At 67.8% G+C, this 26,372-nt stretch carries 20 protein-coding genes and 6 pseudogenes; 12 read left to right on the plus strand and 14 right to left on the minus strand.

Annotated elements, in window-relative coordinates:
• Positions 1-337: 337 nt before the first annotated feature.
• The 5 genes and pseudogenes from ACZ4WS_RS20340 to ACZ4WS_RS20360 form a co-directional block, all read right to left on the minus strand.
• Positions 338-700 (minus strand): annotated as a pseudogene (locus ACZ4WS_RS20340) (transposase family protein); the annotation flags it as partial.
• 3 nt (positions 701-703) lie between these two features.
• Positions 704-925, minus strand: a complete 222-nt coding sequence (locus ACZ4WS_RS20345; RefSeq protein ID WP_054237256.1) for a helix-turn-helix domain-containing protein — start codon at positions 923-925, stop codon at positions 704-706.
• Positions 925-1,281 (minus strand): annotated as a pseudogene (locus ACZ4WS_RS20350) (DUF2975 domain-containing protein); the annotation flags it as partial. The pseudogene ACZ4WS_RS20350 and the gene ACZ4WS_RS20345, both read right to left, overlap by 1 nt.
• A gap of 454 nt (positions 1,282-1,735) precedes the next feature.
• Positions 1,736-2,956 carry a metallophosphoesterase gene (locus ACZ4WS_RS20355; protein ID WP_467982199.1) on the minus strand — a complete coding sequence of 407 codons (1,221 nt, stop codon included), beginning with the start codon at positions 2,954-2,956 and terminating at the stop codon, positions 1,736-1,738.
• A gap of 1,192 nt (positions 2,957-4,148) precedes the next feature.
• Positions 4,149-5,018: an IS5 family transposase gene (locus ACZ4WS_RS20360; protein WP_467982201.1), complete on the minus strand. Its 870-nt coding sequence runs from the start codon at positions 5,016-5,018 to the stop codon at positions 4,149-4,151.
• Between the two features lie 508 nt (positions 5,019-5,526).
• Here ACZ4WS_RS20360 and ACZ4WS_RS20365 point away from each other — a divergent pair.
• Positions 5,527-6,296, plus strand: a pseudogene (locus ACZ4WS_RS20365) (IS5 family transposase).
• An 84-nt stretch (positions 6,297-6,380) separates the two neighbouring features.
• On the opposite strand, the gene ACZ4WS_RS20370 reads toward ACZ4WS_RS20365, so the two are convergent.
• The 4 genes from ACZ4WS_RS20370 to ACZ4WS_RS20385 all read right to left on the minus strand — a co-directional run bounded on the left by ACZ4WS_RS20370 (position 6,381) and on the right by ACZ4WS_RS20385 (position 11,266).
• Entirely contained in the window at positions 6,381-6,821 is a 441-nt protein-coding gene (locus ACZ4WS_RS20370) for a hypothetical protein (RefSeq protein ID WP_467982203.1), read from the minus strand.
• A 224-nt stretch (positions 6,822-7,045) separates the two neighbouring features.
• Positions 7,046-9,115, minus strand: a complete 2,070-nt coding sequence (locus ACZ4WS_RS20375; RefSeq protein ID WP_467982204.1) for a DNRLRE domain-containing protein — start codon at positions 9,113-9,115, stop codon at positions 7,046-7,048.
• Between the two features lie 529 nt (positions 9,116-9,644).
• Positions 9,645-10,304 (minus strand): transposase family protein, encoded by a 660-nt coding sequence (locus ACZ4WS_RS20380; RefSeq protein ID WP_467982206.1) that lies wholly within the window; start codon positions 10,302-10,304, stop codon positions 9,645-9,647.
• Between the two features lie 23 nt (positions 10,305-10,327).
• Entirely contained in the window at positions 10,328-11,266 is a 939-nt protein-coding gene (locus tag ACZ4WS_RS20385) for a hypothetical protein (protein ID WP_467982208.1), read from the minus strand.
• On the opposite strand from ACZ4WS_RS20385, the gene ACZ4WS_RS20390 reads away from it, so the two are divergent.
• From ACZ4WS_RS20390 to ACZ4WS_RS20405, 4 genes and pseudogenes are all read left to right on the plus strand, one after another.
• Positions 11,252-11,767, plus strand: a complete 516-nt coding sequence (locus ACZ4WS_RS20390) for a restriction endonuclease (RefSeq protein ID WP_467982210.1) — start codon at positions 11,252-11,254, stop codon at positions 11,765-11,767. The two genes, ACZ4WS_RS20385 and ACZ4WS_RS20390, sit on opposite strands and share 15 nt — an antisense overlap.
• A gap of 512 nt (positions 11,768-12,279) precedes the next feature.
• Positions 12,280-13,372, plus strand: a pseudogene (locus ACZ4WS_RS20395) (IS110 family RNA-guided transposase).
• A 32-nt stretch (positions 13,373-13,404) separates the two neighbouring features.
• Positions 13,405-14,706, plus strand: coding sequence for a bifunctional 3-oxoadipate enol-lactonase/4-carboxymuconolactone decarboxylase PcaDC (gene pcaDC / locus ACZ4WS_RS20400; protein ID WP_467982212.1), 1,302 nt, complete (start codon positions 13,405-13,407; stop codon positions 14,704-14,706).
• Between the two features lie 34 nt (positions 14,707-14,740).
• Positions 14,741-15,376 carry an MBL fold metallo-hydrolase gene (locus ACZ4WS_RS20405; RefSeq protein ID WP_467982214.1) on the plus strand — a complete coding sequence of 212 codons (636 nt, stop codon included), beginning with the start codon at positions 14,741-14,743 and terminating at the stop codon, positions 15,374-15,376.
• Between the two features lie 3 nt (positions 15,377-15,379).
• On the opposite strand, the gene ACZ4WS_RS20410 is transcribed toward ACZ4WS_RS20405, so the two are convergent.
• Together ACZ4WS_RS20410 and ACZ4WS_RS20415 are read right to left on the minus strand one after the other, a co-directional pair.
• Entirely contained in the window at positions 15,380-15,952 is a 573-nt protein-coding gene (locus tag ACZ4WS_RS20410) for an isochorismatase family protein (RefSeq protein WP_467982276.1), read from the minus strand.
• Positions 15,953-16,156: 204 nt separating this feature from the next.
• A pseudogene (locus ACZ4WS_RS20415) lies at positions 16,157-16,441 on the minus strand (MarR family winged helix-turn-helix transcriptional regulator); the annotation flags it as partial.
• An 83-nt stretch (positions 16,442-16,524) separates the two neighbouring features.
• Here ACZ4WS_RS20415 and ACZ4WS_RS20420 point away from each other — a divergent pair.
• From ACZ4WS_RS20420 to ACZ4WS_RS20445, 6 genes are all read left to right on the plus strand, one after another.
• On the plus strand, positions 16,525-17,304 hold the full coding sequence (locus ACZ4WS_RS20420; RefSeq protein WP_467982217.1) for an exodeoxyribonuclease III: 780 nt from the start codon (positions 16,525-16,527) through the stop codon (positions 17,302-17,304).
• Between the two features lie 163 nt (positions 17,305-17,467).
• A complete protein-coding gene (locus ACZ4WS_RS20425) occupies positions 17,468-17,908 on the plus strand; it encodes a DUF6278 family protein (protein ID WP_467982219.1) in 441 nt (146 codons plus the stop codon).
• Positions 17,909-18,047: 139 nt separating this feature from the next.
• Complete coding sequence (locus ACZ4WS_RS20430; RefSeq protein ID WP_467982221.1) at positions 18,048-18,791, plus strand: amino acid ABC transporter ATP-binding protein; 744 nt, start codon at positions 18,048-18,050, stop codon at positions 18,789-18,791.
• Between the two features lie 17 nt (positions 18,792-18,808).
• The gene (locus ACZ4WS_RS20435; protein WP_467982223.1) at positions 18,809-19,732 is read left to right on the plus strand and encodes a glutamate ABC transporter substrate-binding protein; all 924 of its coding nucleotides are present in this window, start codon (positions 18,809-18,811) and stop codon (positions 19,730-19,732) included.
• 16 nt (positions 19,733-19,748) lie between these two features.
• Positions 19,749-20,393: an amino acid ABC transporter permease gene (locus tag ACZ4WS_RS20440; protein WP_467982224.1), complete on the plus strand. Its 645-nt coding sequence runs from the start codon at positions 19,749-19,751 to the stop codon at positions 20,391-20,393.
• The gene (locus ACZ4WS_RS20445; protein ID WP_467982226.1) at positions 20,390-21,280 is read left to right on the plus strand and encodes an amino acid ABC transporter permease; all 891 of its coding nucleotides are present in this window, start codon (positions 20,390-20,392) and stop codon (positions 21,278-21,280) included. The genes ACZ4WS_RS20440 and ACZ4WS_RS20445 overlap by 4 nt, the downstream gene beginning before the upstream one ends.
• A 49-nt stretch (positions 21,281-21,329) precedes the next feature.
• Here the strand turns inward: ACZ4WS_RS20445 and ACZ4WS_RS20450 are convergent, their stop codons facing one another.
• From ACZ4WS_RS20450 to ACZ4WS_RS20460, 3 genes and pseudogenes are all read right to left on the minus strand, one after another.
• The gene (locus tag ACZ4WS_RS20450) at positions 21,330-22,904 is read right to left on the minus strand and encodes an alpha/beta fold hydrolase (protein ID WP_467982228.1); all 1,575 of its coding nucleotides are present in this window, start codon (positions 22,902-22,904) and stop codon (positions 21,330-21,332) included.
• Positions 22,905-23,066: 162 nt separating this feature from the next.
• Positions 23,067-23,438 (minus strand): annotated as a pseudogene (locus tag ACZ4WS_RS20455) (hypothetical protein); the annotation flags it as partial.
• A gap of 27 nt (positions 23,439-23,465) precedes the next feature.
• Positions 23,466-24,227, minus strand: a complete 762-nt coding sequence (locus ACZ4WS_RS20460; RefSeq protein WP_467982230.1) for a hypothetical protein — start codon at positions 24,225-24,227, stop codon at positions 23,466-23,468.
• Between the two features lie 104 nt (positions 24,228-24,331).
• Between ACZ4WS_RS20460 and ggt the strand changes: the two genes are divergently transcribed.
• Positions 24,332-26,149, plus strand: a complete 1,818-nt coding sequence (gene ggt / locus ACZ4WS_RS20465) for a gamma-glutamyltransferase (protein WP_467982231.1) — start codon at positions 24,332-24,334, stop codon at positions 26,147-26,149.
• Positions 26,150-26,372 lie beyond the last annotated feature (223 nt).

Here is a 26,372-nt window from a genome sequence, read left to right on the forward strand (position 1 = left end):
CACGCACACGCCGGTGCTGGCGCGTTGCCCCGAAGGCCACGAGAATCGCGTCATCCCGAATCATGTTCAGCCAGATCCGGAAGCATCGGCGGGTCCCTCCCCGGAGGAGACGCAAGCACCGCCGATGCTTCTCTGCTGGCCCACCCGCACGTGCCCTGTTGGTCTTCTCGCCAACGTCGAGTTGGGCCAGGACCAGGCCGGAGAGATGGTCGCAGGCGGCGAGTAGATGAATCTTGCGGCCCGTGGCCCTGGCCGCTCCGCGCAGGGTCTTGCCGTCGGCCGCCATTGCGTGCAGCCGGCCGTCGGCCCCAGCGCGCCGGTCGGCCAGCCAGCGGCCCACCGCCCGGTCCAGCGCGTCGCCGTCGATGCGGCCCAGCAGCCGACGCACCGTCGCCTCCGCCGGCAGGCACCGTTTCGGGGACAGCGGATCGGGCCGTACGCCGAGACGCTCTAGGACGGACGGCGGGGCGTCGGTGATCCACTCACCCACCGCCAGCAGGGAGGTCGCTCCGGCCAGAACCGCGCACGCGGTCAGCGCAAGCATGACGACCAGCGCGTGCCGTACGCCGCGCGGATCGCGAGGGTCGGGCACCTCGGCCAGACACTCCAGCAGGCCCGGGATCTCCCCGGGTACGGCCCCGGGATGCTCGCGGAGTTGGTCAAAGGCAAGCGGGATCGGCGATGACGCGTCGGCAGGCACGGTTCATTCGCCCGCGGTGTCCTCGGCCTCCCAGCGAAGCAGGTCGCCTGGCTGGCACTTGAGTACCTCGCAGAGCGCGGCGAGCGTCGCAAAGCGCACCGCCTTGGCGCGGCCGTTCTTGAGTACCGCCAGGTTGGCGGGCGTGATCCCTACGCGGTCTGCGAGTTCGCCCACGGACATCTTCCGCCTGGCCAGCATCACGTCGATGTCGACGGCGATCGGCATCAGATCACCTCGTCCAACTCGGCCTGCATCTGCGCCGCTTCGACGTCGCGGGCGACGGCCTGGGCGAGCAGCATCCGCAGCACGAGCACGATGAGCGCGACTCCCAGGATGGCCACGCCAATCCCGCCCATGATGAGGGTGACGCCCGGGTCGTCCCGCTGGCCGGGCGCATTCAGGACCGTGACCGCGAACCACACGAGAGCAGCCGCAACGATCGCGCCGATGATGACGTCCACGTACCGGAAGGCGGCGTGGGAGAACACGGTTCCGCGTCGCACCATCGTTACCAGCCGCCATACACAGACCAGGGCGACCTGGGCCGTCCCGATGCCCAGGATCGTGATCACGCGCAGCGGCTGTCAGCTTTCCCATGACCCACCCTTCCATCGAGCTACGATGGGAATCTATCGAATCTCGATAGGTGAAACAAGGGCTGGGTCGGAGGACGGGCGGCGGTGTCGCACCATGGCGGGATGCCGCCGCCCCCTCCCGTGGCATGGCGCGATGCGAAGGTTTTCGATCTTGCCGAAGTCGACCTCACTTAGCCACAAATCGGACACCATACGACTACGCCGAAGCCTTGCCCCGGTGCCCAGGTGTCGGCGCACGCGGGGAAGAGCTCTGACCGGGAAGGTTGGCCGCAGTCTGTGTTGTCCAGCGGTTTCAACGGCGGTGCGCGTCGGATGGCGGCGCAAGGTCAGGGATGCGTTCTGGGTTGAAATGGCCGACCGGCGGCGTCCGCGCGAGGGAGGACGAGGCAGGATCTGACTCGGTGAATCGGTCCATGAGGCGTTGTCGGCCCGCTTCCTGCTATCGCGTGGGGGGCCGCTGTGGGGAGCGGAGTGTGAGCAGGGTGATCTCGCTGGGGGCGAAGACGCGGAACGGCGGGCCCCAGAAGCCGGTGCCGCGGCTGGTGTAGAGGAGGGTGCGGGTGCCGTGGCGGCTGAGGCCGGCGAGGGCGGGCTGGTCGATGCGGACGAGGTGGTGGAAGGGCCAGATCTGGCCGCCGTGGGTGTGACCGGAGAGTTGGAGGTCGATGCCGCCTGCTGCGGCCCGGTCGATGAACTTGGGCTGGTGGGCCAGGAGCAGGACGGGCAGGTCGGGGTCGGCGCCGTTCAGGGCTCCGGCGAGGTGGGCGCGGTGGCCGGGCAGGCCGGAGGATTCGGCGGTGACGTCATCCACGCCGGCGACCACGAGGGTGTCGCCGCCGCGTTCGATCAGCAGATGACGGTTGCGCAGCGGCTCCCAGCCCAGCTCGTCCATCAGGTCGACCCAGCCCTGGGCCTCGCTGTAGTACTCGTGGTTTCCGGTGACGTAGACCCGGGCCCGGGTGGCTCGCACGGTGCCGAGCGGAGCGGCTTGGGTGCGCCGGCGTTCGGCCGTGCCGTCCGCGATGTCTCCGGTGTGGCAGACCAGGTCGGCCTCCAGGGTGTTGACCTTCGCGCAGACCCGCGCAGACCAGCGGGCGCGGTCGAGCGGGCCGTAGTGAGTGTCGGTGATGAGGACGACGCGGGTGCCGTCCAATCCGGCTCCCAGGCGCGGGAGTTGTACGTCGAGCTGGCGCACCCGTGGCACCCGGCGGGCCTCGGCGTACCCCCAGGCGAGCAGCACGGCGGCTACGCCGAGGACCGCCCAAGTGACGATCCGGGCCCGGTTCTGACCGTCGCCTACGCCGACCACGGTCAGGGCGAGGCGCAGCAGGACGCCGAGCACGACGGACCAAGTGAACAGTACCCAGCTGGCCCCGAGGAGGGTGTCCCCGACGATTGCCGCCCAGTCCTGCTGCCGCCGGCCGTGGCCGCGCATCATCGCGAGCGGCATAGCGATCAGACCGAGGACGAACAGGGCGGTGCCGCCCAGCGCCACGGGGAGGGGCCAGTGCTGGCCGGTGTGCAGCAGCAGCCAGCAGGGCACGGTCCACAGCAGGACGGGGGCGATCAGGGGGAGGTAGCGCATCAGGCGGTGCAGTCGGCTCTGCTGAGTCGCGTGCGCTGCACTGTCGGCGGATCGGGTTTCGCTGGTGTCGGTCACGCTTCCCCTCCTTGAGCAACCAGGCTGCCGTCGCGCGCACTGTATCCGGCCGTCCCGGGCCGGTCGGACGGACGGGGTGCTCATGGTGGGCAGCCCCATGTGGCGAGGTGGCCTCCGAGTTCGCCCCCGGCTTACGCGGTTGGTGACTCTGCTCCTGACCGGGGCCGCGGCGGCTTCGAGCGGTGAGGCGTAGAAGCTCCCGGAAGCAGTGGAGAGTACAGCCCATCGTCGTGGGCCGGGTGAGATCCACATGCCGGTGCCTGTAATGCTCAGTATTTCTGGGTGGGGATGCTGTGACGGGCGGGAGGATGGGTGGGTGCTGTCCCGGGTCCGGGGTCTGACTCATGACACGCCTGACCGAAGTGTCCTGGTCTCACGGTGTCGGCCGTTGGCCGGGGATGGTGCGTTGTCGGTGCCGGGCCGGCGGGGCGTGTCGCGATAGGGGCCTGCCGATCAGTTGTGGCGTCCTCACGATTCTGACCGGCCGATGCGGCCCGATACCGGCAACGTGACGCGCCATCGGACCGGAAGGGGGGACGGGCATGTCCAGTTCGACCATGTCCAGTACGCCGCCTGCCCCGCAGACTTGTCGTCGACGCTCTGCGGGATACCGCGATCTGCTGAAGTAGGCCAGGAAGTGGGGAGCCGTGAGGCTGCCCGCGAGGTCTTCCACCTGGTCGGACAGCTACAGCCAGGACCCCGCTCATAGGGGCTGTCGTGACAGATGAGAGGGTCAGGCGGGTGAGTGAGACACCGATGAACACCCTGCAATACCGCTTTGACGGGCCAGAAGACGCCCCGGTCCTGATCCTCGGTCCCTCACTGGGTACCACATGGCACATGTCGTAGAAACCGTCCACGGGCGTTCAGTTGATCCAGGATGAGCGCGTAAGTCCAGGTCAGAGCAGTGTGACGTGAGGGCGTCCGCGGGGTTGGAGATACGCCTGTGATCGCTCGTGACACGTGAGGACCCCCGTCGGCTTGCTCCGGCGGGGGTCCTGCGTAGACGGGGACCGCGTCGGCACGCTGATGGCAGGCGAGCCACGGGCATGCGCGCATGGTCTTGTCCTGCGGGTTCCAGGAAGGCATCGGTACCCCGAGACGAAAGTGCTCTTTCGGAGGGGGACAGCGGCTCGCACCTTCGGGTCCTGCGACTGCAGGGCACAATTAGAGGTCGTTTTCTCCCGTTGGTTCATCCCGGGATGCGAATTTGATCCGGCGATGTCGGGTCGCGCCAGGAGATGGTGTTCTCGCCGGTGAGGCGGCGGGCCATCAGGTCGGTCATGGCGAGATGGATCATGGCTTCGGAGCGGTGCGGGTGGGTTTCGTAGTCGGGCGCCAGGCGCCGGTGCAGCATGAGCCAGCCGTAGGTTCGCTCGACCGTCCAGCGTTTCGGAATCGGGGTGAATCCCCTGGTCCCAGGGGTGCGTTGGACGATTTCGAGGTCGATGCCGAGAGCGGCGGCGTGCTCGACGAAGTGCTTGCGGTAGCCGCCGTCGACCCAGACCTTGCGCAGGGTGGGGTGGTCGGTGACGGCCTGCTCCAGGAGGGGTCGGCCGGCGGTGGAGTCCTGGAGGCCGGCCGCGGTGACCAACACCGCCAGCAGCAGGCCGAGGGTGTCGGTGATGATGCTGCGCTTGCGGCCGACGATCTTCTTGCCCGCGTCGATGCCCTGCGTCTTGGCGGGGACGGAGGTGGAGGTCTTCACGCTCTGCGCGTCGATCACGCAGGCTGAGGGGTGGCGGTGCTTGCCTTGCTGCTGGCGCACCAACTCCCGTAATAGGCCGTTGAGCTGGGCGAAGATGCCGTCGGTCTGCCATTTGGCGAAGTAGCCGTAGACCGTCTGGTGGGGCGGGAAGTCATGTGGGAGGTAGGCCCACTGGCAGCCGGTGCGGTCCACGTAGAGAATCGCGTTCATGATCTCGCGCAGGTCGTGCTGGGGCGGCCGGCCGAAGTCCAGGGCCCGGCCGCGGCGTTCGAGGCGCCAGGCGGACAGTACCGGCTCGATCAACTCCCAGCGGGCATCGGACAGATCACTCGGATACGCACGGCGGTCGGTCATGGCCTGGGCATACCGCCGATCGGGGGTGTGGCGCCCAGGCGTGTGTTCAGCCTCGCGGGAGCACGGGACAGATCCGGGCGTCCTGGAATGAGACAGGCGTAGGGCGCCGCTCGCCCCAGACACCACACCATCCGCCTCGCCAGCCGCGGCCCGCACTGCAGACTCGCCAGCACCAGATCATCAGTGGGCGCAAAGCTAGAGATAACACCGCACTGCAGAGGAAAACGACCTCTAAGAGGGCGTTTACGTAGTCCTGTTCCGGTGAGCGGCCTTGTCGCTGTCGTAATTTGTTCTGCTTAACGAGCTATGCAGACTTCGCGACCCGTCGCAGCTCAGGACCTGCCGCCCGTTTCACTCGCTTCTGATGCCGGGATTCCGTCTGGTTTGAAGATGTGACAGAACCGCCCGATGTCCAACGGAACGACAGCTTCCGGCCTTCCTGTGGAAACGCTACCGCGTGAGCCAGCGGAAGCCGTACCCCAGCGACCTGTCCGACGCCCGATGAGCCTTGATCGAGCCGACCTTGACGGCCTGGCGGAAAGCCCGGCTCGACCGCCGCAAGTCGAACTCCGCGACGTGTTCAATGCGGTTCTCTATCTCAACCGCACCGGAATCCCCTGGAAGTACCTCCCGCACGACTTCCCCGGACACGGCACCGTCTACTTCTACTACGCCGCCTGGCGCGACGAGGGAATCTTCGCCCAGCTCAACTACGACCTCACCGCCCTGGCCCGCGTGAAGGAGGGTCGCAAGCCCGAGCCGACGGCTTCCGTCATCGATACCCAGAGCGTGAAGACTTCGACCAACGTGCCCGTGACCAGCCAGGGAACCGATGCGGCGAAAAAGATCGTGGGCCGGAAGCGAGGAATCCTCACCGACACGATCGGCCTGATCCTCACCGTGACCGTAGCCGCCGCCAGTCTCTCCGAAAACGCTCTGGGAATACGCCTCCTCGACCAGGCCAAAACCACCTACCCGACCATCGCCAAGAGCTGGGTCGACACCGGCTTCAAGAAGGCCGTCGTCGAGCACGGGGCGCAGCTCGGCATCGACGTCGAAGTCGTCGACAAGAACCCCGGAACCCGCGGCTTTCACGTTTTGAAAAGGCGCTGGGTGGTCGAGCGGAGTATCGGTTGGATCATGATGCATCGACGCCTCGCCCGCGACTACGAGACGCTCGCCGCCAGCTCCGAAGCCATGATCCACGTCGCTTCGATCGACAACCTCGCCAAGCGCATAACGGACGAGACTACGCCAACCTGGCGAGGGACTTACTAGTACATAAGCGGCAATCTGACTAGATCAAACGCCCTCTAAGTACCCGGCCCGCGAGATCAGCGAACTCATACCATCCGCCATGATCTACAGCCGAATGGCAGGATCAATCGCTCTTACCACATGACCACCTGAAATCCCTTCCTTGCATTTCCAGACTGCAGTCTCATGAAAATAACCTACGTGCAGGCCGCGGCCGTGATGTCCGCAGACAGGCCAGACCATACGATAGTGACTCATAACAAATTCCTGCACTCCTTCCGCCATGACACCCAAAACCTCTCCCCAATCCGGCGTTGAGACCTCCATGGATTTAATGCGAACTACGCCGACCGGCCCCAATTCCGGGTCGCGCAGATAATCGATGTAACAAAATTCCTCCCCAGCGATCCCTTTCCCCGTTTCCCCCTCCGCCGACCTGCGGATTACCTCGAAGGCCAATCTCGCCATAGAAAAGGTTCGCCCCGTCCAAAGTTCACAGAATTCAATTTCCGGCATTTCTCCAAATTCGTCATACACCTCAGACATCCATGCCAGTACTTCTTCCGAGAGATTTTCCCCGTGCCGCCAGACCGCTCGCAGCGCCCTGTCTTGCCAGTCCGAAAAGTTCGACATCCTCGCCGTCTTCCGATGGGATCCATATGCTCAAAGTTCACCTCGCGAAGCGGTGTATCGCCAGGTGAGAAAGAGATCATCCACTTCTCCCCTGGCGATACAATTTCACGAGATTACCCGGATCAACCTAAAGGTCCTTAGGTGAAAAGGCCGTAAACCTTCAGGGTCGGATTCTTCACGCATATGCCCTGGACGGAGTCGCCGCCGGTGCCGTTGGTGGTGTCCAGCTTCTTGTTGGGCAGGCTGCTGTTGTCCAGGCCCCAGTAGTAGCCGGCGCCGTCGGTGGAGGAGGTGTCGATGGTGCAGGACACGGCGTCGTCAGCCTTCGCCGTCCAGCCGTTCTCCTCGTACGTGTCACAGGTGACCGTCGGGGCGGCGGGCTTGCCGTTGTTCATCACGAACGTGGTGTAGCCGGTCCACGAGCCGTAGTCGGTGCCGTCGTAGGCGCGCACGCGGTAGCGCAGGTGCGTGCCCGCCGGGAAGGCGCTCGCCGAGGGGATGGCCAGCTTGGCCGTCGAGCCGGAGGACACCGACGAGGACGTGCCGGTGTACGAGTAGGTGGTGTCCGCGTAAGCCGGGTCGGCCGTGATCTCGAACTGGCCCTTGGTGCTGGAGCCGTCCGGGTCGGTTACTTTCGCTGACAGCGTCGGCGTCAGGGAGGTGACGTACCGGTTGCCGTTGTAGGCGTTGACCTGCGACGGCGAGATCGCCAGCGAACTCGGCGTCGAGGGATACGAGTTGTACGTCACTGTCAGGTGCGGCTCGGTAGAACCGTCCCCGGAGACGTAGTTGGCCGAGCGGAAACGCCGCCAGGTCGTCGAGTCCGTCTCGGTCACACCACGGATCATCAGCCCGTAGTTGGCTGTACCGTCCGCCCACGCCTGGGTAATGGTGTCGATGTCGAAGTTCATCGTGCCGGCCGGGCAGGAGCTGCTGTAGCCCAGCGCCGCGGTGTTGACCACCTGGCCCGTGGTGGTCCCGGCGGGCTTGGTGGACCACGTGACGTCCGACGACGACCACGACTCGGTCACCCGGCGCACCACCGTGCCCGACCCGGACGTCGAGCAGGTCGAGGAGTAGTACGAGTACAGCGCCAGGTTGGTGTCGGTGATGTGCTTGCCCTGGAACGCCGACACGTCGAACTTCAGGTATGAGCGGGCCACGTCCGTGCCCGCGTTGTAGGTACCCGACTTCAGTTCGGTCGAGGAGACCTGCGAGTCGGTGTAGTCCGGGGTCTGCACCCACGTGTCCGTGGTGACCGCGAGCGTGGAGGTCGGGTCGATGGTGACCGGATAGGTCAGGTCCTGCGTGAAGTAGTCCGCGTCCGGGGTCAGCACCAGGATCTGGGAGCCGTCGTCGGCGGCCTCGACCTTCGTGGCGACCCTCGCCTGGTACTTCGACTCACCCGAGGCGTCGTCCTTGGAGGAGTCCCACATCATCGGCGCGGGCGCCTCGGCGACCAGCTTGCCGTCGGAGTCCTTCAGCAGCAGGTGGCCGGAGTCGGCCACGGACAGCTCAAGTCCCTTGAGCTGCAGGGGAATGCGGTACTCCAGGCCCCCCTCGGGCGCGGAGTCCAGGACCACGTTCTGGCTGAAGCCCTGCGACAGGGCCGTCACGGTCAGCGTCTGACCGTCCCCCAGGTCATAGGAGGCGGTGTCGTCCTTCACCGACGGCGTCGGCAGCTTCGACTCCCACCCCAGGCCGAACGACGTGTCCCCCTTGTCGACCGACACCAGCGCCGTGTCACCGCCGTCCGAGACCGCGATGTCCGCTGCCGCCACATCCGGCTCCAGCACGGAACCGGTGTCCGACAGCGTCGTGTCGATGTCACGCCAACTGCCGTCCACCTTCTGCCGGATCGGCCCGGCATACGTCGACGTCTGTAACTCCCCGGACGCCAGCGCGTAGGTCGTCGAGGTCGCCGAACGCTCCGACAGCACCTCGATCTTCCGGTCCTGCAACCGCGCCATCAACAACGCCGCCGCCACCGAATCAGCCGACGAAGCCGCCGACTTGGTGTCCGACGCCGCCGTCACCTCGGTCGTGCCCGAGTCGGCCGCGAACGCCGCCCCCGTCCCCAGCGACACCAACGCCGTCTCCGCCGCCAGCACCGCAGCGACCGCCAACGCGGTCCGCTTCAGCAGAGCACGCGAAGATCTCGCCCGCCTTCTTGAAGCCAGGAAGACTCTTCTCCCCTTGAGTCCCATCACAGCTCCTGTGGTCACCTCGCGACGCCCACTGCGCCACAAGCAGACGTGATCAAAAGCCAAGGAACTGTGAAGAGAGTCGAAAGACCAGGTCACGGGATGATCAAGGGCGGGGGAGCGGCTTTCCCTGCTCTTGACCTGACCGGAATTCAGCGTTTCGGACCCTGTGAATCCTGTGGAGCAGCGATGCATCTCCTGTCGAACAAGACGGGATTCGAGTGACGGAGGCAATCAAAAGCCGCACCCAATCTATGAACTTGCTGTTGCAAAATTTGTTATCCCTTCGTGACACCCTCCGGGTCGCCCTCCCCCGGTAACCCAGGGGCGATGCGTTCTCAGGCTGCGAGTCGGAGTGTGGCGGTCGCGTGCTGGGGGCGTGACCGGTAGCTGCGGCGATGTTGGTCCAGCCTGCTTGGCGCATGAGTCCGATGGCGAGGTTGCGCAGGGTGGCCATGGCGCGGGGTGCGGTGCCGGTGCGTACTCGCGAGGCGTCCTCGCGAACGTCACGTCTCGGATGTGGTGCAGGGCCTCAACTGACCAGTGATTCTGGACGAGTTCGGCGAGTTGCGCTGGGCTGGTCTGCTTGGGAGTGAGGCTGGTTGCCGCGTAGACGGTCTTCGTCTCGACCTTGCCGGTCCTGCGGTTGGTGCGGCGGCGCTCGATCTCCATGGCCTGGACGGCATGCGGGAAGGGCAGACCGGGCTGGACTGTGCAGACCTTCAGACGGCGGACCTCGCGGCGGCCGTGTCCGGCCCCGGTGGTGCGGTTCTGCGGCGGGATCTGACGCCAGGGCAGGCGGGGTTTCCTCGACCGGGTCGGCGGCATAGCGGGCGAGCCAGGCGCCCACGGCGTCATCGAGGGCGTCGTCGTCCAGGCGGGCCAAGAGTCGTCCCAGCGTGGAGGCGTTCGGTGCGCTGGAGGCCAGCCCGAGTTGTTCGCGCAGGTCGGCTTCGGTATCGGCGGCGAAGCGGGCGATGGCGGCCAGCGACGTGGCTCCGCCGGGGACGGCGACCAGGCACAGGGCGAGCAGCGAGCCCAGTCGGTAGCGGCGGCCCGGGACCCGGCGGGGATCGGGTATCCGGCCCAAGACCTTGGCCGGGGAGGTGAGCTGCGGCGCTTCCGGATGCGGGCAGGTGGCGTCGATGTCCTCGCAGTGGCGCTGCAGGACACCGATCAGGGAGGACGGCACGCGAACGCTACCCCTGTTCGTGATCAAGGGCTTCGACAACCTTGATCATCAGGGGTCGCGTCTCTCGTTGCCGAACCGGCGAACCGTACCCACCAGCCCACACTCAGGCGATCGCTCATCTCGCCGGCTGAGAACGCATCAGCCCTGAGGCTTGGGCTGGTCAGGGGCACGATGTTCCACGTCGCTATCGCTGTCCCCGCGTCGGCGTCGACCGACAGCCGAACCCGGTGCGGTGTGGTGATGACGTAAAGCTCGGCGACGAACGTGTTGCCCTGCCAGGCCCCAGCCGCGACGACAGGGCGGCCGAGCGGCGAACTTTCCCGCCATTCGCCGTGGCCGACCTCGACGTTGAGGTACGGCCCGAGTCGAAGGAGCCATCCATCGTCCACGGGATCGACGATCACCGTGGTTCCGTCGGGCAGAGCCGAACCCTCGGCGGAGGCGTCGAGTCTCGCCTTGACGGAACGCTCCGGGGCGGCCTCACCCAGCACCGGTGCCAATGACAACCGCCGCAGCCGATCGGCGAGGATCTCGTCGTCCGGGGTGCTTCCCGCGTCCTCCATTCCGGGCAGCAGGCACTCCCATATTGCGTCAAGCACTGCCTGTGCCTGCGTATGGCCGCCGGTCACGGCGACCACGAGATCGTGCGAGGGGACGACCACGCATTGCTGGCCGAATGAGCCGTCACCGTGGTAGCCGTGACGCGACATCCAGAACTGGTAACCGTAACCGCGAAGGTAGTCGACATCCCCCGATCCGTCCTCGAGTTGCAGGCTGTCGGTGTGCCGTCTGGTCGCGAGCTCCACCCATGCGCATGGGACGAGCCGCCGGTCGTCCCACATGCCTCCGCGCAGGAGCAACTCACCGAAGGCGGCGACAGCCTCGGTCGTGAGGTGCAGTCCGTGGAATCCGAAGGCGGCACCGCTCGCCACACGGTCCCATTCTGCGTGATCGACGCCCATCGGCTTGAAGAGGCCCAGGACCGAAAGTGGCGGGCGCAGGAGGAGGCGAAGGCACGAGAACTGTGGATGACGGAGGTCGACGGCCTGTCCTGGCAGGACTTTGAGGCTTACGTCGCTGACCTGTGTCGCCGGGACGGCTGCACGAAGGTTGTGGTCAGCGGCAGGAGCGGCGACCTGGGAGCCGACGTCGTCGGGTACCTTTCGGACGGACGTAAGCTGGTCGTCCAGTGTAAGAAGTACGCGCCCGAGCGCAGCGTGTCCTCGCAGGACATGCAGAAGTTCGTCGGCACGGCCCGCCTCGAGCACGGCGCGGACGTCGCTCTATTCGTCACCACCTGCCGTACGTTCACGAAGGCCGCGCAGGGGCTGGCGCTGCGGCAGGACATTATGGCCCTGCACCGGGATCTGCTGGGGTCCTGGGTCAAGGGAGCCCATCTGGAGGCACTTATCCCGCTGAGCGGGTACGGCGACGGCAGAGCGAAGCGGAACTCGCCCGCCTGATGCCATGCCGCCGGAATCTGATGGTGAAGGCGCCGCGACGAGCCCGCAGGAGGAGCGCCGAGGACCTTCGGCCGTCCACCAGGATGAGGGGTCGGGGGGGCCGTCCGTGCGATCGCTGACGAAGCACAGGCGGTACGACATGCCACACGGCTGCCTGCCAGGGTCGGTCATGAGTGGATGTGGAGTCACCTCATCGTCCACTCGTGGGAGCCAGGTCTAGTACCGGTTCGGACGAAGTGTCCCGGGAGCGGTCGGGTCATGCGGTTGTGCTGGGGGTAGTGGGACGGTTGCGCAACACCGTTCCGGACGGGGGTCTGACTCATGACACCTTTGACCGAAGTGTCTTGTCACGGGCCTGTCGACTGCCGTTGCGGGATGGTGCCTGCTGTCACCGAGCCACAGGGTGTGTCCCAATAGGGGCCTTGCCGTCTTTCAGGCGCCACCACGGTTCAGACCGCCCGACCGGCAGGTGCTGGCCACCCAGCACATCACCACGCGGGAGGCAGACCACCATGACGACCAGAAAGCGCAGCACCTCTTCCACCAGCACAGGCCCGCCCGCGTGGGGCGAGGTCGTCCTGGGCGTGGACACGCACGGCGAGGTTCATGTCGCCGCAGTGGTCTGCCCACTGGGCCAGATCCTGGGCACCAAGTCCTTTCCGGTCACGGCGGTCGGCTACCGTCGGCTGCTCGCCTGGGCCCGCAAGTTAGGCATGGTGCGGCGGGCCGGGTGGAGGGCACCGGTACCTTCGGCGCGGGTCTGTCGCGGTACCTGCTGGCGCAGCATGTCGCGGTGTTCGAGCTGAACCGGCCCGACCGCTCGGCCCGCCGGCTGCTTGGGAAGTCAGACCCGCTCGACGCACAGGCCGCCGCGCGGGCCGTGCTCAGCGGTCGCGCCCAGGCGCGGGCGAAGACTGGCGACGGTCCGGTGCAGAGTGCTCGGATGTTCAAGCTCGCCAAGGATTCCCCGGTCAAGGCCCGCACCCAGGCGATCAACCAGCTCAAGGCCGTTCTGGTCGTAGCCGACCCGGTCCTGCGGGAACGGCTGTCTGGCCTGGGCAACGCGAACTGTTCCGCACCTGCGCACGCCTGAGTCCGCGCGAGGGCGAGGCCGGCGGGAGCGATGAGGACCCTGTAGCCGAGGCCACCATGCTGGCTCAGCGCATCGAGCAGCTCACCGGGCAGATCGATCAGCTGAATCAGCAATTGACCGGGCTCGTTGAACGCCATGCCCCGCAGCTGCTCGCGCCGGTTGGTATCGGCCCGGACTCCGCTGTCACGCTCCTGATCACCATGGGCGACAATCCCGAGCGGCTGAGCACCGAGGCGTCTTTCGCCGCTCTGTGCGGAGTCAGCCCCATCGAGTACTCCTCGGGCGGTCGGAGCTCACGGCGGCTCAACCACGGCGGCGACCGGCAGGCGAATGCCGCTCTGCACCGCATCGTGTTCACCCGGCTGCGCCACGACCCGCGTACCCAGGCGTACTACGAGCGCCGCACCCAGGAGGGCAAAACCCGTCGTGAGATCATCCGTTGCCTCAAGCGATATGCCGCCCGCGAGGTCTTCAACCTGGTCCGGACGGTCTCCACCGACCCCCCGTTATAGGGGCGTCCGTGACAGATGAGAGGGTCAGGCGGGTGAGTGAGACACCGATGAACACCCTGCAATACCGCTTTGACGGGCCAGAAGACGCCCCGGTCCTGATCCTCGGTCCCTCACTGGGTACCACATGGCACATGTGGGACCGGCAGGTCCCGGAGCTGTCCAAGAACTGGCGGATCTTCCGGTTCGACCTGCCGGGACACGGCGGAGCACCCGCGTATCCGGCGGGTTCGGTCACCGAACTCGCCGGGCGGCTGCTGGCCACGCTCGACGGGCTCGGCGTGCAGCGCTTCGGCTACGCGGGCTGTGCGTTCGGCGGGGCCATCGGGATCGAGCTGGCCCTGCGTCACCCGGAGCGGATCGCCTCGCTGGCGGTGATCGCCTCCTCACCCCGTTTCGGCTCGGCCGACGAGTTCCGGCAGCGCGGTGTGATCGTACGGACGAACGGGCTCGACCCGATCGCCCGCACGTCGCCCGAGCGGTGGTTCACCGGCGGGTTCGCCGCCGCCCAGCCCGCGATCACCGAGTGGGCCGTGCAGATGGTGCGCACCACCGACCCCGGCTGCTACATCGCGGCCTGCGAGGCGCTCGCCGCGTTCGACGTACGCGTCGAGCTCACCCGTATCGGCGTCCCGACCCTCGTCCTGGTCGGCTCGGACGACCAGGTCACCGGGCCCGCCGAGGCACGCACGCTGGTCGCCGGGATACCGGATGCCCGGCTCGCGGTCGTGCCCGGCGCCTCGCACCTGGTGCCGGTGGAGCAGCCCGCCGCGGTCACGGACCTGCTGGTCCGGCACTTCTCCTCCGCCTGGCAGCCCGCCTTCGACTCCACGACCGGTCAGATGGCCATCCCGGCGGCCCCGGTGAAGCCGGTGCTGGCTCCGCCCCCGCCCCCGCAGGCCGCGCCCGTCGCCGAGATCGCCCCGGCCGTGGCCCAGCCCGAGGTGCTGGGGCGCCCGGATCCGTACGACGCCGGGATCAAGGTCCGCCGCGAGGTGCTCGGCGACGCGCATGTCGACCGGGCGCTGGCGACGGCGGACGCGTTCTCCGGGGACTTCCAGGAGTTCATCACCCGCTACGCGTGGGGCGAGATCTGGGACCGGCCCGGACTCGACCGGCGCGCGCGCAGCTGTGTCACGCTCACCGCGCTGGTCGCGGGCGGCCACCTCGACGAGCTCGCCTTCCACACCCGGGCCGCCCTCCGTAACGGTCTCACCCCCGTCGAGATCAAGGAGGTGCTCCTCCAGGCGGCCGTCTACTGCGGCGTACCGGCCGCGAACAGCGCCTTCAAGGTGGCGCAGCAGGTCATCCGGGAGGAGACCACGCCGCAGGAGTGAGCCCCGGCAACGAGCCGGGGGCAGGATGGGACCCATGAGGTTCACGAAGAAGTCGCACGCCTGCATCCGCCTCGAGAAGGACGGGCGCACGCTCGTCATCGACCCGGGCACCTTCAGCGAGGAGGACGCCGCGGTCGGCGCGGAGGCGATCCTGGTCACGCACGAGCACTTCGACCACTTCAACGAGGAACGGCTGCGGGCGGGCCTGGAATCCAACCCGGCGGCGGAGATCTGGACCCTGAAGTCCGTCGCGGAGAAGATCTCCACCGCCTTCCCGGGCCGCGTGCACACCGTCGGCCACGGCGACACGTTCACCGCCGCGGGCTTCGACGTCCAGGTGCACGGCGAACTGCACGCCGTGATCCACCCGGACATCCCGCGCATCACCAACGTCGGCTATCTCATCGACGGCGGCCGCGTCTTCCACCCGGGCGACGCCCTCACCGTTCCCGACCAGCCGGTCGAGACGCTGATGCTCCCGGTCATGGCCCCGTGGAACAAGATCGCCGAGGTCATCGAGTACGTGCGCGAGGTCAAGCCGCAGCGCGCGTACGACATCCACGACGCGCTGCTCACGGACCTCGCCCGGCCGATCTACGACAACCAGATCGGCGCCCTGGGCGGCTCCGAACACCTGCGGCTCGCGCCGGGATCCTCGGCGGAGGTCTGAGGCTCAGCCCTTCAGCAGCGCCAGCACCTCGTCGGTCGTCGCCGTCTCCGCGATCCGCGGGAAGATCTTGCCGAAGGTGTGCGCGTGGGCCTCGATGTCCACATCGGTCGTCGCGTCCTCGACCACCGTGAGGTGGTAGCTGTGCTCGTGGGCCGAGCGGGCCGTCGACTCCACGCCGATCGAGGTGGCGATGCCGCCGAGGACGATCTGGGTGACGCCCCGGCGGCGCAGCTGAAGGTCCAGTTCGGTGCCGGTGAACGCGCCCCAGTGCCGCTTGGTGATCACGATGTCGTCGCCGATCGGCCCCAACTCGTCCGGGAACTCGGCGAAGTCCGCCGGGGGCGCGGTCGTCGGACGCGCCAGTGCCGTCCGGCTCACGGGCATGTCCCCGCCGTCCGGCGACCAGGCGACCCGGACCCGCACGACCGGCAGCCCCTTCGCCCGGAAGGCCTCGGCCAGCCGAGTGGCGTTCTGCAGCACGCCGTCGGCGGGGTGCGCGGTCGGCATGGCGAGGATGCGCTTCTGGAGGTCGATGAGCACGAGGGCGGAGCGCTCGTCGAGAGCGGTGGCGGGCATGTCGGAACTCCTTGGATGGATGTAGTACGGGGTCGAGTCCTCGCCCAGCCGTTGCAGCAGCCCGACGGTTTTGGACAGGGCGTGCTGCTCGGCCGGGGTCAACCGCCGGGCCATCAGCCGGGCCAGCGCGTCCTGGCTCAGCTGATGGCGCTGCCGGAGCTGCTCCCGGCCCGCGTCGGTCAGCGTGATCAGCACCTGCCGCCCGTCCGTCGGGTGCGGGCCGCGCGCCACGAACCCGTGCTCCTGGAGGGCGTTCACAGTGGCGAGGAGCGACTGGGGGCGGACCAGCTCGGCGCGGGCGAGGGCCGCCGGGGTGTCCGGGCCCTCCCGGTCGAGCCGCTTGAGCAGCGAGGCCTGGGACAGCGTGAGTGCCTCGTCGGCGGCGTCCGCGCGGACCCGCCGGACCAGTCGGCCGACAGCGCCGCCCAACTCCTGGGCTGCCCGGCTCAGCTCTTCTCCGTTCAAGGGCACACGATCACCGGAGGTCATGAACGACAGGCTAACTTATAAGTTTACCTGCCGAAACTGGCGGGCCCCGGTGATTGTCGGACCCGCCCGGTAGGTTGTGAGCCATGCGTATCGCCACCTGGAACGTGAACTCGATCACCGCCCGTCTCCCGAGGCTGCTGGCCTGGCTGGAGAGCAGCGGCACGGATGTCCTGTGCCTCCAGGAGGCCAAGGTCGCCGCCGAGCAGTTCCCGACCGACCAGCTGCGCGAGCTGGGCTACGAGGCGGCGGTACACGCGACCGGCCGGTGGAACGGCGTGGCGGTGATCTCCCGCGTCGGCCTCGAAGACGTGGTCAAGGGCCTGCCCGGCGACCCCGGCTACGACGGAGTCGAGGAGCCCCGCGCCATCTCCGCGACCTGCGGCCCCCTCCGCGTCTGGTCGGTGTACGTACCGAACGGACGCGAGGTGGACCACCCCCACTACGCGTACAAGCTCCAGTGGTTCGAGGCCCTGAAAGCGGCGGTCGCGAGCGACGCCGCAGGCAGCCGGCCCTTCGCGGTGACGGGCGATTACAACGTGGCGCCGACGGACGACGACGTCTACGACGTGGCAGCCTTCGAGGGCCTCACCCACGTCACCCCGGCCGAGCGCGCCGCACTGGCCGCCCTGCGCGAGGCGGGCCTCTCGGACGTGGTCCCGCGGCCCCTCAAGTACGAGCACCCCTTCACCTACTGGGACTACCGCCAGCTCTGCTTCCCCAAGAACCGCGGCATGCGCATCGACCTCGTCTACGGAAACGAGGCGTTCTCGAAGGCGGTCACCGACGCGTACGTGGATCGCGAGGAGCGCAAGGGCAAGGGGGCGTCGGACCACGCGCCGGTCGTGGTGGATCTGGACGTCTAGGGTCGTCCGCCGGGGCCGCCGGGGCCACCTCGCGGCCCCGTGCGAGGGCCACGGTCCCGACGTACAGCCGTGCCCGCGTACCCGAATCCGGCGTGATCTCCCTGGCAGACGCGGCTCCGCGCGCCTGTGGTGCGCGGGGCGGCGTGAATGACACGCTGGGCTTATGAACATCCCTTTCCTGGGCAACTGGCGCAAGAAGCGCGGCCCCGCCTTCGGTGTCGCGGTGTTCTCCGACGGTGAGACGGACCCCGAGGGCGTCGCCGAACTCCTCTCCGAGTGCGAGCTGCTGCGTTCCCACGCGCAGCTGGCGGGCGTCGAACTCGACGACTCCGCGGCCTCGTTGGAGGCGCTCGACCAACTTTTGCCGCGCTGGCGCGACGACGAGGAGAGCCTGCCCTGGCTCGGCAACGACGCCGGTCTCTACGTCGGCACGGTCATCGTGCGCACGGTGACGGGCGCCGTCTGGGAGATCTGGCCCAACGGCCACCCCGTGGTACGGCTGACCTCCGGCCGTGAGATCGACGTGGTCGCCTCCGGGCACACGTGGGCGTCCAGTGGCGCCCCCGAACTCTCCCAGCTGTACGCGGAGGTGGCGGAGGGGTAACCGTACACAGCGCGGCGCGTAAAATGAAAACTCAATAAATACGGCTATTGCCCGAAAAGTGCGTGTCGAGTATTAAGTCCGTTCTTGTCCAGATAGTTTGCGGCAACTGCGACACAGCTGCGAGTGGGTAGGGCAGGGCATGGCCGTCGATCCTTTGATCGAGCTGCATGACGTGAACAAGTACTTCGGGGAGCTGCATGTCCTTCAGGACATCAATCTCACCGTCGGCAAGGGGGAGGTGGTCGTGGTCATCGGCCCGTCGGGGTCGGGCAAGTCGACGCTGTGCAGAGCGATCAACCGGCTGGAGACCATTCAGTCCGGGACGATCAAGCTCGACGGTCACCCGCTTCCGGACGAGGGCAAGGAGCTCGCCAAGCTCCGCGCCGAGGTCGGGATGGTCTTCCAGTCCTTCAACCTCTTCGCGCACAAGACAGTTCTGCAGAACGTCTCGCTCGCCCAGATCAAGGTCCGCGGCCGCAAGAAGGAGCAGGCCGACCGGCGCTCCCGCGAACTCCTGGACCGCGTGGGCCTCGCCTCGCAGGCCCCGAAGTACCCGGCACAGCTCTCCGGCGGCCAGCAGCAGCGCGTGGCCATCGCCCGCGCCCTCGCCATGGACCCCAAGGCGCTGCTGTTCGACGAGCCGACCTCGGCACTCGACCCGGAGATGATCAACGAGGTCCTGGAGGTCATGCAGCAACTCGCGCGCGACGGCATGACCATGGTCGTCGTCACCCACGAGATGGGCTTCGCGCGCTCCGCCGCCAACCGCGTCGTCTTCATGGCCGACGGCCGCATCGTCGAGGACCGCACCCCCGAGGAGTTCTTCACCAACCCGCGCAGCAACCGCGCCAAGGACTTCCTCTCCAAGATCCTCAAGCACTGAGCGGGGGAGCGCACCGGATGATCCGTACGACACGTGTGTGCCGTGCCCTCGCGGCGCTCGCGGCACTGATCGCCATGGCCGCAAGTGCCGCCTGCGGCAAGGAGGGCAGCCCGCCGACCAAGGGCCCGGCCGCCGACAAACTGCCCATCTACCAAGTGGACCATGACTTTCAGCTGCCCGACTCACCCACCTGGAAGCGCGCCAAGAAGCGCGGCTACTTGACGGTCGGCGCCAAGGAAGACCAGCCGTACCTCGGCGAGAAGGACCCGGCGACCGGCGCCTACTCGGGCTTCGACATCGAGATCGCCAGGATGATGTCGGCCTCGCTCGGCTTCCCCCCGGACACTATCCGCTTCAAGACGATCGCCTCCGCCAACCGCGAAACCGCCCTGCAGAACGGGCAGATCGACTTCTACGTCGGCACCTACACCATCAACGACATGCGCAAGAAGCTCGTCGGCTTCGCGGGCCCCTACTACATGGCCGGTCAGTCCCTGCTCGTACGCAAGGACGAGAACGACATCCACGGGCCGCAGGACCTCGCCGGCAAACGCGTCTGCTCGGCGGCCGGTTCGACGCCGTACCAGCGCATCAAGGAGAACTACCCGGAGGCGACGCTCGTCGCGTACGACACGTACTCGGTCTGCGTGGACAACCTGCTCACCTACCAGGTCGACGCCGTCACCACCGACGACGCGATCCTGATCGGCTATGCGGCGAAGCTTCCCGACGAACTCAAGGTCGTCGGCAAGCCGTTCTCCGAGGAACCGTACGGCATCGGCGTCCCGCGCGGCGACAACGCGCTGCGGTTCGCGCTCGATGACGCACTGGAGGCGCGCGAGAAGAACGGCGACTGGAAGAAGGCGTACGAGGCGACGCTCGGCCTGTCCGGCGTGCCCGCGCCCACCCCGCCCCCCATCGACCGTTACCCGGCGAGCTGAAGGGACGAGCGGCCGCATGAACGTACTGACAGACAACTTCTCCACCTTCGCCGAAGGATTCCTCGGCACGGTCGAACTCACCGTCTACGCCTCGGCGTTGGCGCTTGCGCTCGGCTTCCTGATGGCGTCGTTCCGGGTCGCACCGGTCGGCTCCCTGCGGGCCTTCGGCACGGTGTGGGTGACGGTGCTGCGCAACACCCCGCTGACCCTGCTGTTCTTCGCGGTGCTGCTCGGCCTGCCGCGCTTCGGACTCGTGCTGCCCTTCCAGGTGTTCGCGGTCCTGGCGCTCGGCTGCTACACCTCGGCGTTCATCTGCGAGGCGCTGCGCTCCGGTATCAACACCGTGCCCAAGGGGCAGGGTGAGGCGGCCAGGAGCCTTGGCATGACGTTCAGTCAGACCTTGTCCGACGTCGTGCTGCCGCAGGCCTTCCGGTCCGTGATCCCGCCGATCGGCTCCACGCTCATCGCCCTCGCCAAGAACTCGGCGATCGCCGGAGCGTTCAGCGTCACCGAGCTGCTCGGCACCTACCGGACGCTCAGCGAGCTCGGCTACAACATTGTCTGGACCTTCATCTGGATCGCCGTCGGCTACCTGATCATCACCCTCACCATCAGCGCGATCTTCAATGTCCTCGAAAAGCGCTGGGGAGTCGCCCGATGACCGCCACCGCCACCGAATCCACCGCCCTCTACGACATCCCCGGCCCCAAGACCCGTGCGCGGCACCGGATGTACGCGGTCGTGTCCACCACCCTGATCCTCGCCCTGATCGGCTGGATCCTGTATCTCCTCTTCGACACCAACCAGTTCACGTACACGAAGTGGATGCCCTTCGAGTACAAGGGCATCCAGGAACTGCTGCTGCGGGGCCTCGGCAACACCCTCAAGGCCTTCGCGATCGCCGCAGTACTCTCGCTGGCGCTGGGCACCGTGCTCGCGACGGGACGGCTCTCGGACCACCGGCCGGTGCGCTGGCTCTCCACTGTGGTCGTCGAGTTCTTCCGCGCCATGCCCGTCCTGGTGATGATCTTCTTCATCTTCGTGGCGCTCAAGGCGCAACCGCTGACGGCGCTGGTCGCCGGACTGACGCTCTACAACGGCTCGGTGCTCGCCGAGGTCTTCCGCTCCGGCGTCAACTCCGTCGACCGCGGCCAGCGGGAGGCCGCGTTCGCACTCGGCATGCGCAAGACCCAGGTCATGACGTACGTCCTCGTACCGCAGGCCGTGCGGGCCATGCTGCCCGCCATCATCAGCCAGCTCGTGGTCGCCCTGAAGGACACCTCGCTCGGCTATCTGATCACCTACGAGGAGTTCCTCCACGCGGGGAAACTGATCGCGTCGAACCTCGACTACGATTTGCCGTTCATCCCCGTGGTGATGGTGATCTCACCGATCTATATCGGGATGTGCATGCTGCTCTCCTGGTTCGCCCAATGGGTGTCCCGGTGGGAGCAGCGCAGTCCCAAGACCGAGGCCGTGGACGTGGCACCGGCCGAACCAGGGACGCTGCTGCCGGGTGGGGGTCCCCCCACAGCCCCGAGACTGTAGGGGGAAGCAGCGGCTCACAGGGCCAGACCCGGCCGGCGGCAGCCGGAGATCACTGCTCGCGCAGGGGCACCGACACATACGAGGGGTCGTGCTCCGGCGAGGAGAAGGTCAGCTGCGCGCCGGACGGGTTGTGCTCGATGTAGAGCGGGTCGACCGTGTCGACGACCAGGGCGAGGCGATGCCCTGCCGGGACGTCGTAGGCCGTGGAGTTCAGCTCCAGGTCGACGCCGAACGGCTTGCCGGGCGTCTGTCCGTGGAAGGTGTACGGCGCGTTGCTGACCAGCTTGCCGAGGCCGAGCGGGCCCACGTCGTAGAGGTAGGCGACGAGGGTGCCGCTCTCCTTGGTGCCGGTGACCGTGGTGTGCAACTTGACGGTGCCGCGTACCTGTTGGGCACTCGTGTACTTCTCCGACTGCCAGACGGCCGCCCAGTAGCGCGGCAGCAGCGGGATCGACGCCATCGGGGGCACCTGGGCGAGCTGGTCGAGGATGCTGGAGAGGAAGACGATCCCGCCGTCCGCGCCCGAGTCGACGTTCGTGTGGATGGTGGTGGTGCCCGCGAGGGCGATCTTCCTCGTGGTCGCGCCGACGGACTTCCAGTCCGGATAGCCCTCGTAGCCGCCCGTGGAACGGGACTTGAGCTGGACCGGCTGCTCGCGGTCGATGCCGTTGTCCTCGCCCTTGAGGTAGTGGTCGAACCAGCGGCCGGTGTCCGTCCACACGTCGTTGGGGAGCCCGAACAGACCGGTCACCTCGGCGGTGGCGTGGTCGCCGGGGCGGAACTCCAGGCGCTTCGGTCCGGTCAACTCCTCGTAGAACTTGGCGTATTGGTTGGGCGGGAAGATCGTGTCGCCCCAGCCGTTGGCCATGAAGACGGCCGCGCCGTTGTCGTTGATCTGGTCGACGTAGGTCTCGGGGGAACGTTTCTTCCCCCAGGCGATCATCTCCTGCTCCTTCGACAGGTTCGAGGCGAAGAAGTCCTTGAGGGTCTGCTGGAGTTCGGCGCTGGGGCGGCCGGTGAGATAGCCGGCGCCGCCCAGGAGCGCGGCCGCCTGGGCGTGCTGGGTGCGGCCCGAGTAGATCGACTCGATCAGGTCCGCCCAGCCGCTGAGAGCCGCGACCGCCTTGATCCGCTTGTCGTGCGCGGCGGCGAGCAGGCTGATGCCGGCGCCGTACGAGACGCCCGCCATGCCGACCTTCTGCGCGTCGGCCGGGGTGTTCGCCAGCGCCCAGTCGATCACCTTGGACGCGTCCGCTATGTCGGGTGGGCCCGCCACTTCTATTTCCCCGCCGGACTGCCAGAAGCCGCGGGCGTTGTAACTGACCACGACATAACCGGAGTTCGCGAGTTTCTGGGCCTGCGCGAGGTACTCGACCTGGGGCAGGCCCCAGCTGGTGGGCAGCACGATGAGCGGGTAGCTGCGGGTGCCGTCGGCGCCGGCGGGGGTGACGACGTTGGCCTTGAGGACCGTGCCGCCGTCTCCGGAGATGTCGACGAAGCGGATGCCTGTCGTGCCGGTGGAGGCCTGGGCGGCGGGGGCCAGACCGAGGCCGGCGGTGGCGATCAGCGTCGCGGAGACGGCACCGACCGCGGACGTACGCAGGGCGTTGCGACCGTGTCCCACGGGTCACTCCTCACTCGTGTCAGTGCAAAGTGACCCGACGGTAACCTCGGTCGCTTACCGGAGGTAACCCGTCAGTAAGTTACGTGCGGGTAACGATTGTTGAAGTGTTGATTTCGTGCGTACCGGGCGCGCTGAAGTGTGTGTTCCGTGCGCACCTGCGCACTAGCGGAGTGCGCTCTTCGCCTGCCACTCGGCCCACGACAGATTCCATTCGCCGTAGCCGTAGCCGTAGCCGTAGCCGTAGCCGTAGCCGTAGCCGCAGCCGTTCCCGGGCGCGGGCTTCCCCTTCGAGCCGCTGCCCGTCACCTCGAACGGGTCGCCGACCTGGACCTGCCCGCCGATACCGGCACCGACTGCACGGTCCGCCCGTCGCGCACCAGCCTCAGCCGCTTGCTTGCGAGGTCGACCTTGACCACTTGGCTCCCGCCGAAGTAAAGCCCGTGGCGTAGTCGCGGACGAACCAGCCGCCCGCCGCCCCGGAGTCGCAACGGTGAGGCGGGCGTCCAGCCGCACCTTCGTACCGGACTTCCAGTGGCGCTCGGATCACATCGTCGCGGTTCGTCATGAGTTCGCCCGGTGTGAGTTGCGCGGTGGTGTGGGGGTGGGCAGCGGGGTGTGCGCGGCGCGGGTCACGTCCGCGACGAGTTCGACGACGTCGGGGCCGTACGCCTGGGAGTTCACGACCTTCAGAAGGAGGACGAAGGATTTGTCGCCCTGCTTGCGCGCGAGCCGTTCGTGGTTGCGGGCGAGGTAGCGGGTCGCCGCCTGGTTGGTGATCGCGCGCTGGCCGCAGAAGAGGAACACCGGTCTGGCCGCGCGGTCCTCGCCCGCGACGAGCCGGGCCAGTATCACGTACTCGCCCTTGCCCGGCTCCAGGCGGTAGCGCTCACTGCCGATCTGGAAGGCGCCGCGGTCCGGGCCCGGCTCGGCGTCGGTGTTCACGCGGATGCCCGGCAGCAGGGAATGGAGGTGGGCCGCCATCCGTCGATTCGACGACGGGCCGCCCACGCAGAATTCCGTTCGCTCCCCGAATCCCTGCTGCGCCGCGTCGTGCGCGATCACCTGGGCGTGCGCGCCGCAGTCCTTGATCAGTGCCGAGAGCTCCAGCAGGGCGAACACGTCGTGGCGCATCACCGTGAGCTCCGGGCCGCCCGCCTCGCGGTTCACCACCAGGAGCGACTCGGAGTTGTCCGGCAGTCCGAAGAACGCCTGCTTGCGGCGGAGCTTGCGCTTCCAGAGGTAGGTACGGGCGAGCCAGCCGAGCGCGGCGCTGATGCCGGCAGCGACCACGCCGAGGGCGATGTTGCGCACGTCGTCATTCATGGGCGCGCATGTTAGCGGGAGTACGCAACCGTGTTCGAGGGGGTCCTGACGGGAGCGTGGCGGTGAAGTTACGCTGCGCGGACGGCTGTTGACTGGAGGTACGGATGCGTCGCCCCCTTGCGCGGAATCTGGCGGTCTTGGCGGTTTCGGCCGCCGTGGTGTCGGTGGGCGCGGCAGCGCCACCCGCCGCCGGGACAGCGGCACCGGCCGCTGCCGGCACGGCGGCGAAGGTGCCCGTCGCCGTCGGCTACGGCGGCGCCGTGGCGAGCGTCGACGCGGACGCCTCCGCGGCCGGGATCGAGGTCCTGAAGAAGGGCGGCAACGCGGTGGACGCGGCGGTTGCCACGGCGGCGGCCCTCGGCGTCACCGAGCCCTACTCGTCGGGTATCGGCGGGGGCGGCTACTTCGTCTACTACGACGCCAAGTCCCGTACGGTGCACACGATCGACGGCCGTGAGACGGCGCCGCTGACCGCCGACTCCGGGCTGTTCCTGGAGAACGGGAAGCCGCTCGCCTTCGCGGACGCCGTCACCAGCGGGCTGGGCGTGGGCACACCGGGCACGCCCGCCACCTGGCAGACGGCGCTGGACAGCTGGGGCAGCAAGGGGCTGGGTACGGTACTGAAGCCCGCCGAGCGGATCGCGCGCGACGGCTTCACGGTCGACGCGACCTTCCGTACGCAGACCGAGTCCAACCAGGCCCGGTTCAAGAACTTCCCCGACACCGCGAAGCTGTTCCTGCCCGGCGGCTCGTTGCCGGTGGTCGGCTCGACCTTCACGAACCCCGACCTCGCGCGGACGTACGAGGAGTTGGGCAGGAAGGGCGTCGACGCGATCTACGACGGTGACCTCGGCCAGGAGATCGTCGACACCGTGAACAAGCCGCCGGTGGACCCGAGTTCGGGATACAACGCCCGCCCCGGCAAGCTGTCCCTCGAGGACCTGGCGGCGTACGAGGCGAAGCGGCAGGCGCCGACGAAGACCACGTACCGCGGGCTGAAGGTCTACTCGATAGCGCCCTCCTCCTCCGGCGGGACCACGGTCGGCGAGGCGCTCAACATCCTTGGGAAGAGCGACCTTTCGAAGGCGAGCGAGGCGCAGTACCTGCACCGCTACATCGAGGCGAGCCGGATCGCGTTCGCGGACCGGGGGCGCTGGGTGGGCGACCCCGCCTTCGAGGACGTACCCACCAAGGAACTGCTGTCGCAGGAGTACGCGGACTCGCGGGAGTGCCTGATCAAGGACGACGCGGTGCTCACCAGCCCGCTCGCGCCGGGTGACCCGAGCGACCCGGCGGCCTGCTCCACCACCGGAACGGCCGCCCCGACGACGTACGAGGGCGAGAACACCACGCACCTCACGGTCACCGACAAGTGGGGCAACGTGGTCTCGTACACGCTGACCATCGAGCAGACCGGCGGCAGTGGCATCACGGTCCCGGGGCGCGGGTTCATCCTCAACAACGAGCTGACGGACTTCTCCTTCACACCGGCGAACCCGGCCGTGCACGACCCGAACCTGCCGGGCCCGGGCAAGCGGCCGCGTTCGTCGATCTCCCCGACGATCGTCCTGGACAAGCACAACCAGCCGGTGGTGGCGCTCGGTTCGCCGGGCGGCGCGACCATCATCACGACCGTGCTGCAGACGCTGACGGAGTTCCTGGACCGCGGGCTGCCCCTGGTGGACGCGATCGCCGCACCGCGCGCCAGCCAGCGCAACGCGGCGCAGACGGAACTCGAACCCGGCCTGTACAACAGCGCGTTGCGGACCCAGCTGGAGGCCATCGGGCACTCCTTCAAGCTGAACCCCGAGATCGGCGCGGCGACGGGCGTCCAGCGGTTGCCGAACGGGAAGTGGCTCGCTGCGGCGGAGAAGGTACGGCGGGGTGGCGGCTCGGCGATGGTGGTGCGGCCCGCGTCTTAGAAGCCGGGTCGCGTCGTACAAGTCGAGTCCGTTGTACAAGTCGGATCGCGTTGTACAAGTCGGATCGCGGGGCGGGCGGGGGACGTCCCCCCCCCCCAACCGCCCCCCCCCGGAAAACGGGGGGTGCGCCCCCCCCCTCCCCCAAATGAGCCCCCCCCAAAGGGACCCCGGCCCCCCACGCCCCCCGCCCCCCCCCCCCAACCCCACCCCACCCCCCCCCCAA

Source organism: Streptomyces sp. NPDC029292 (genome assembly GCF_055569295.1).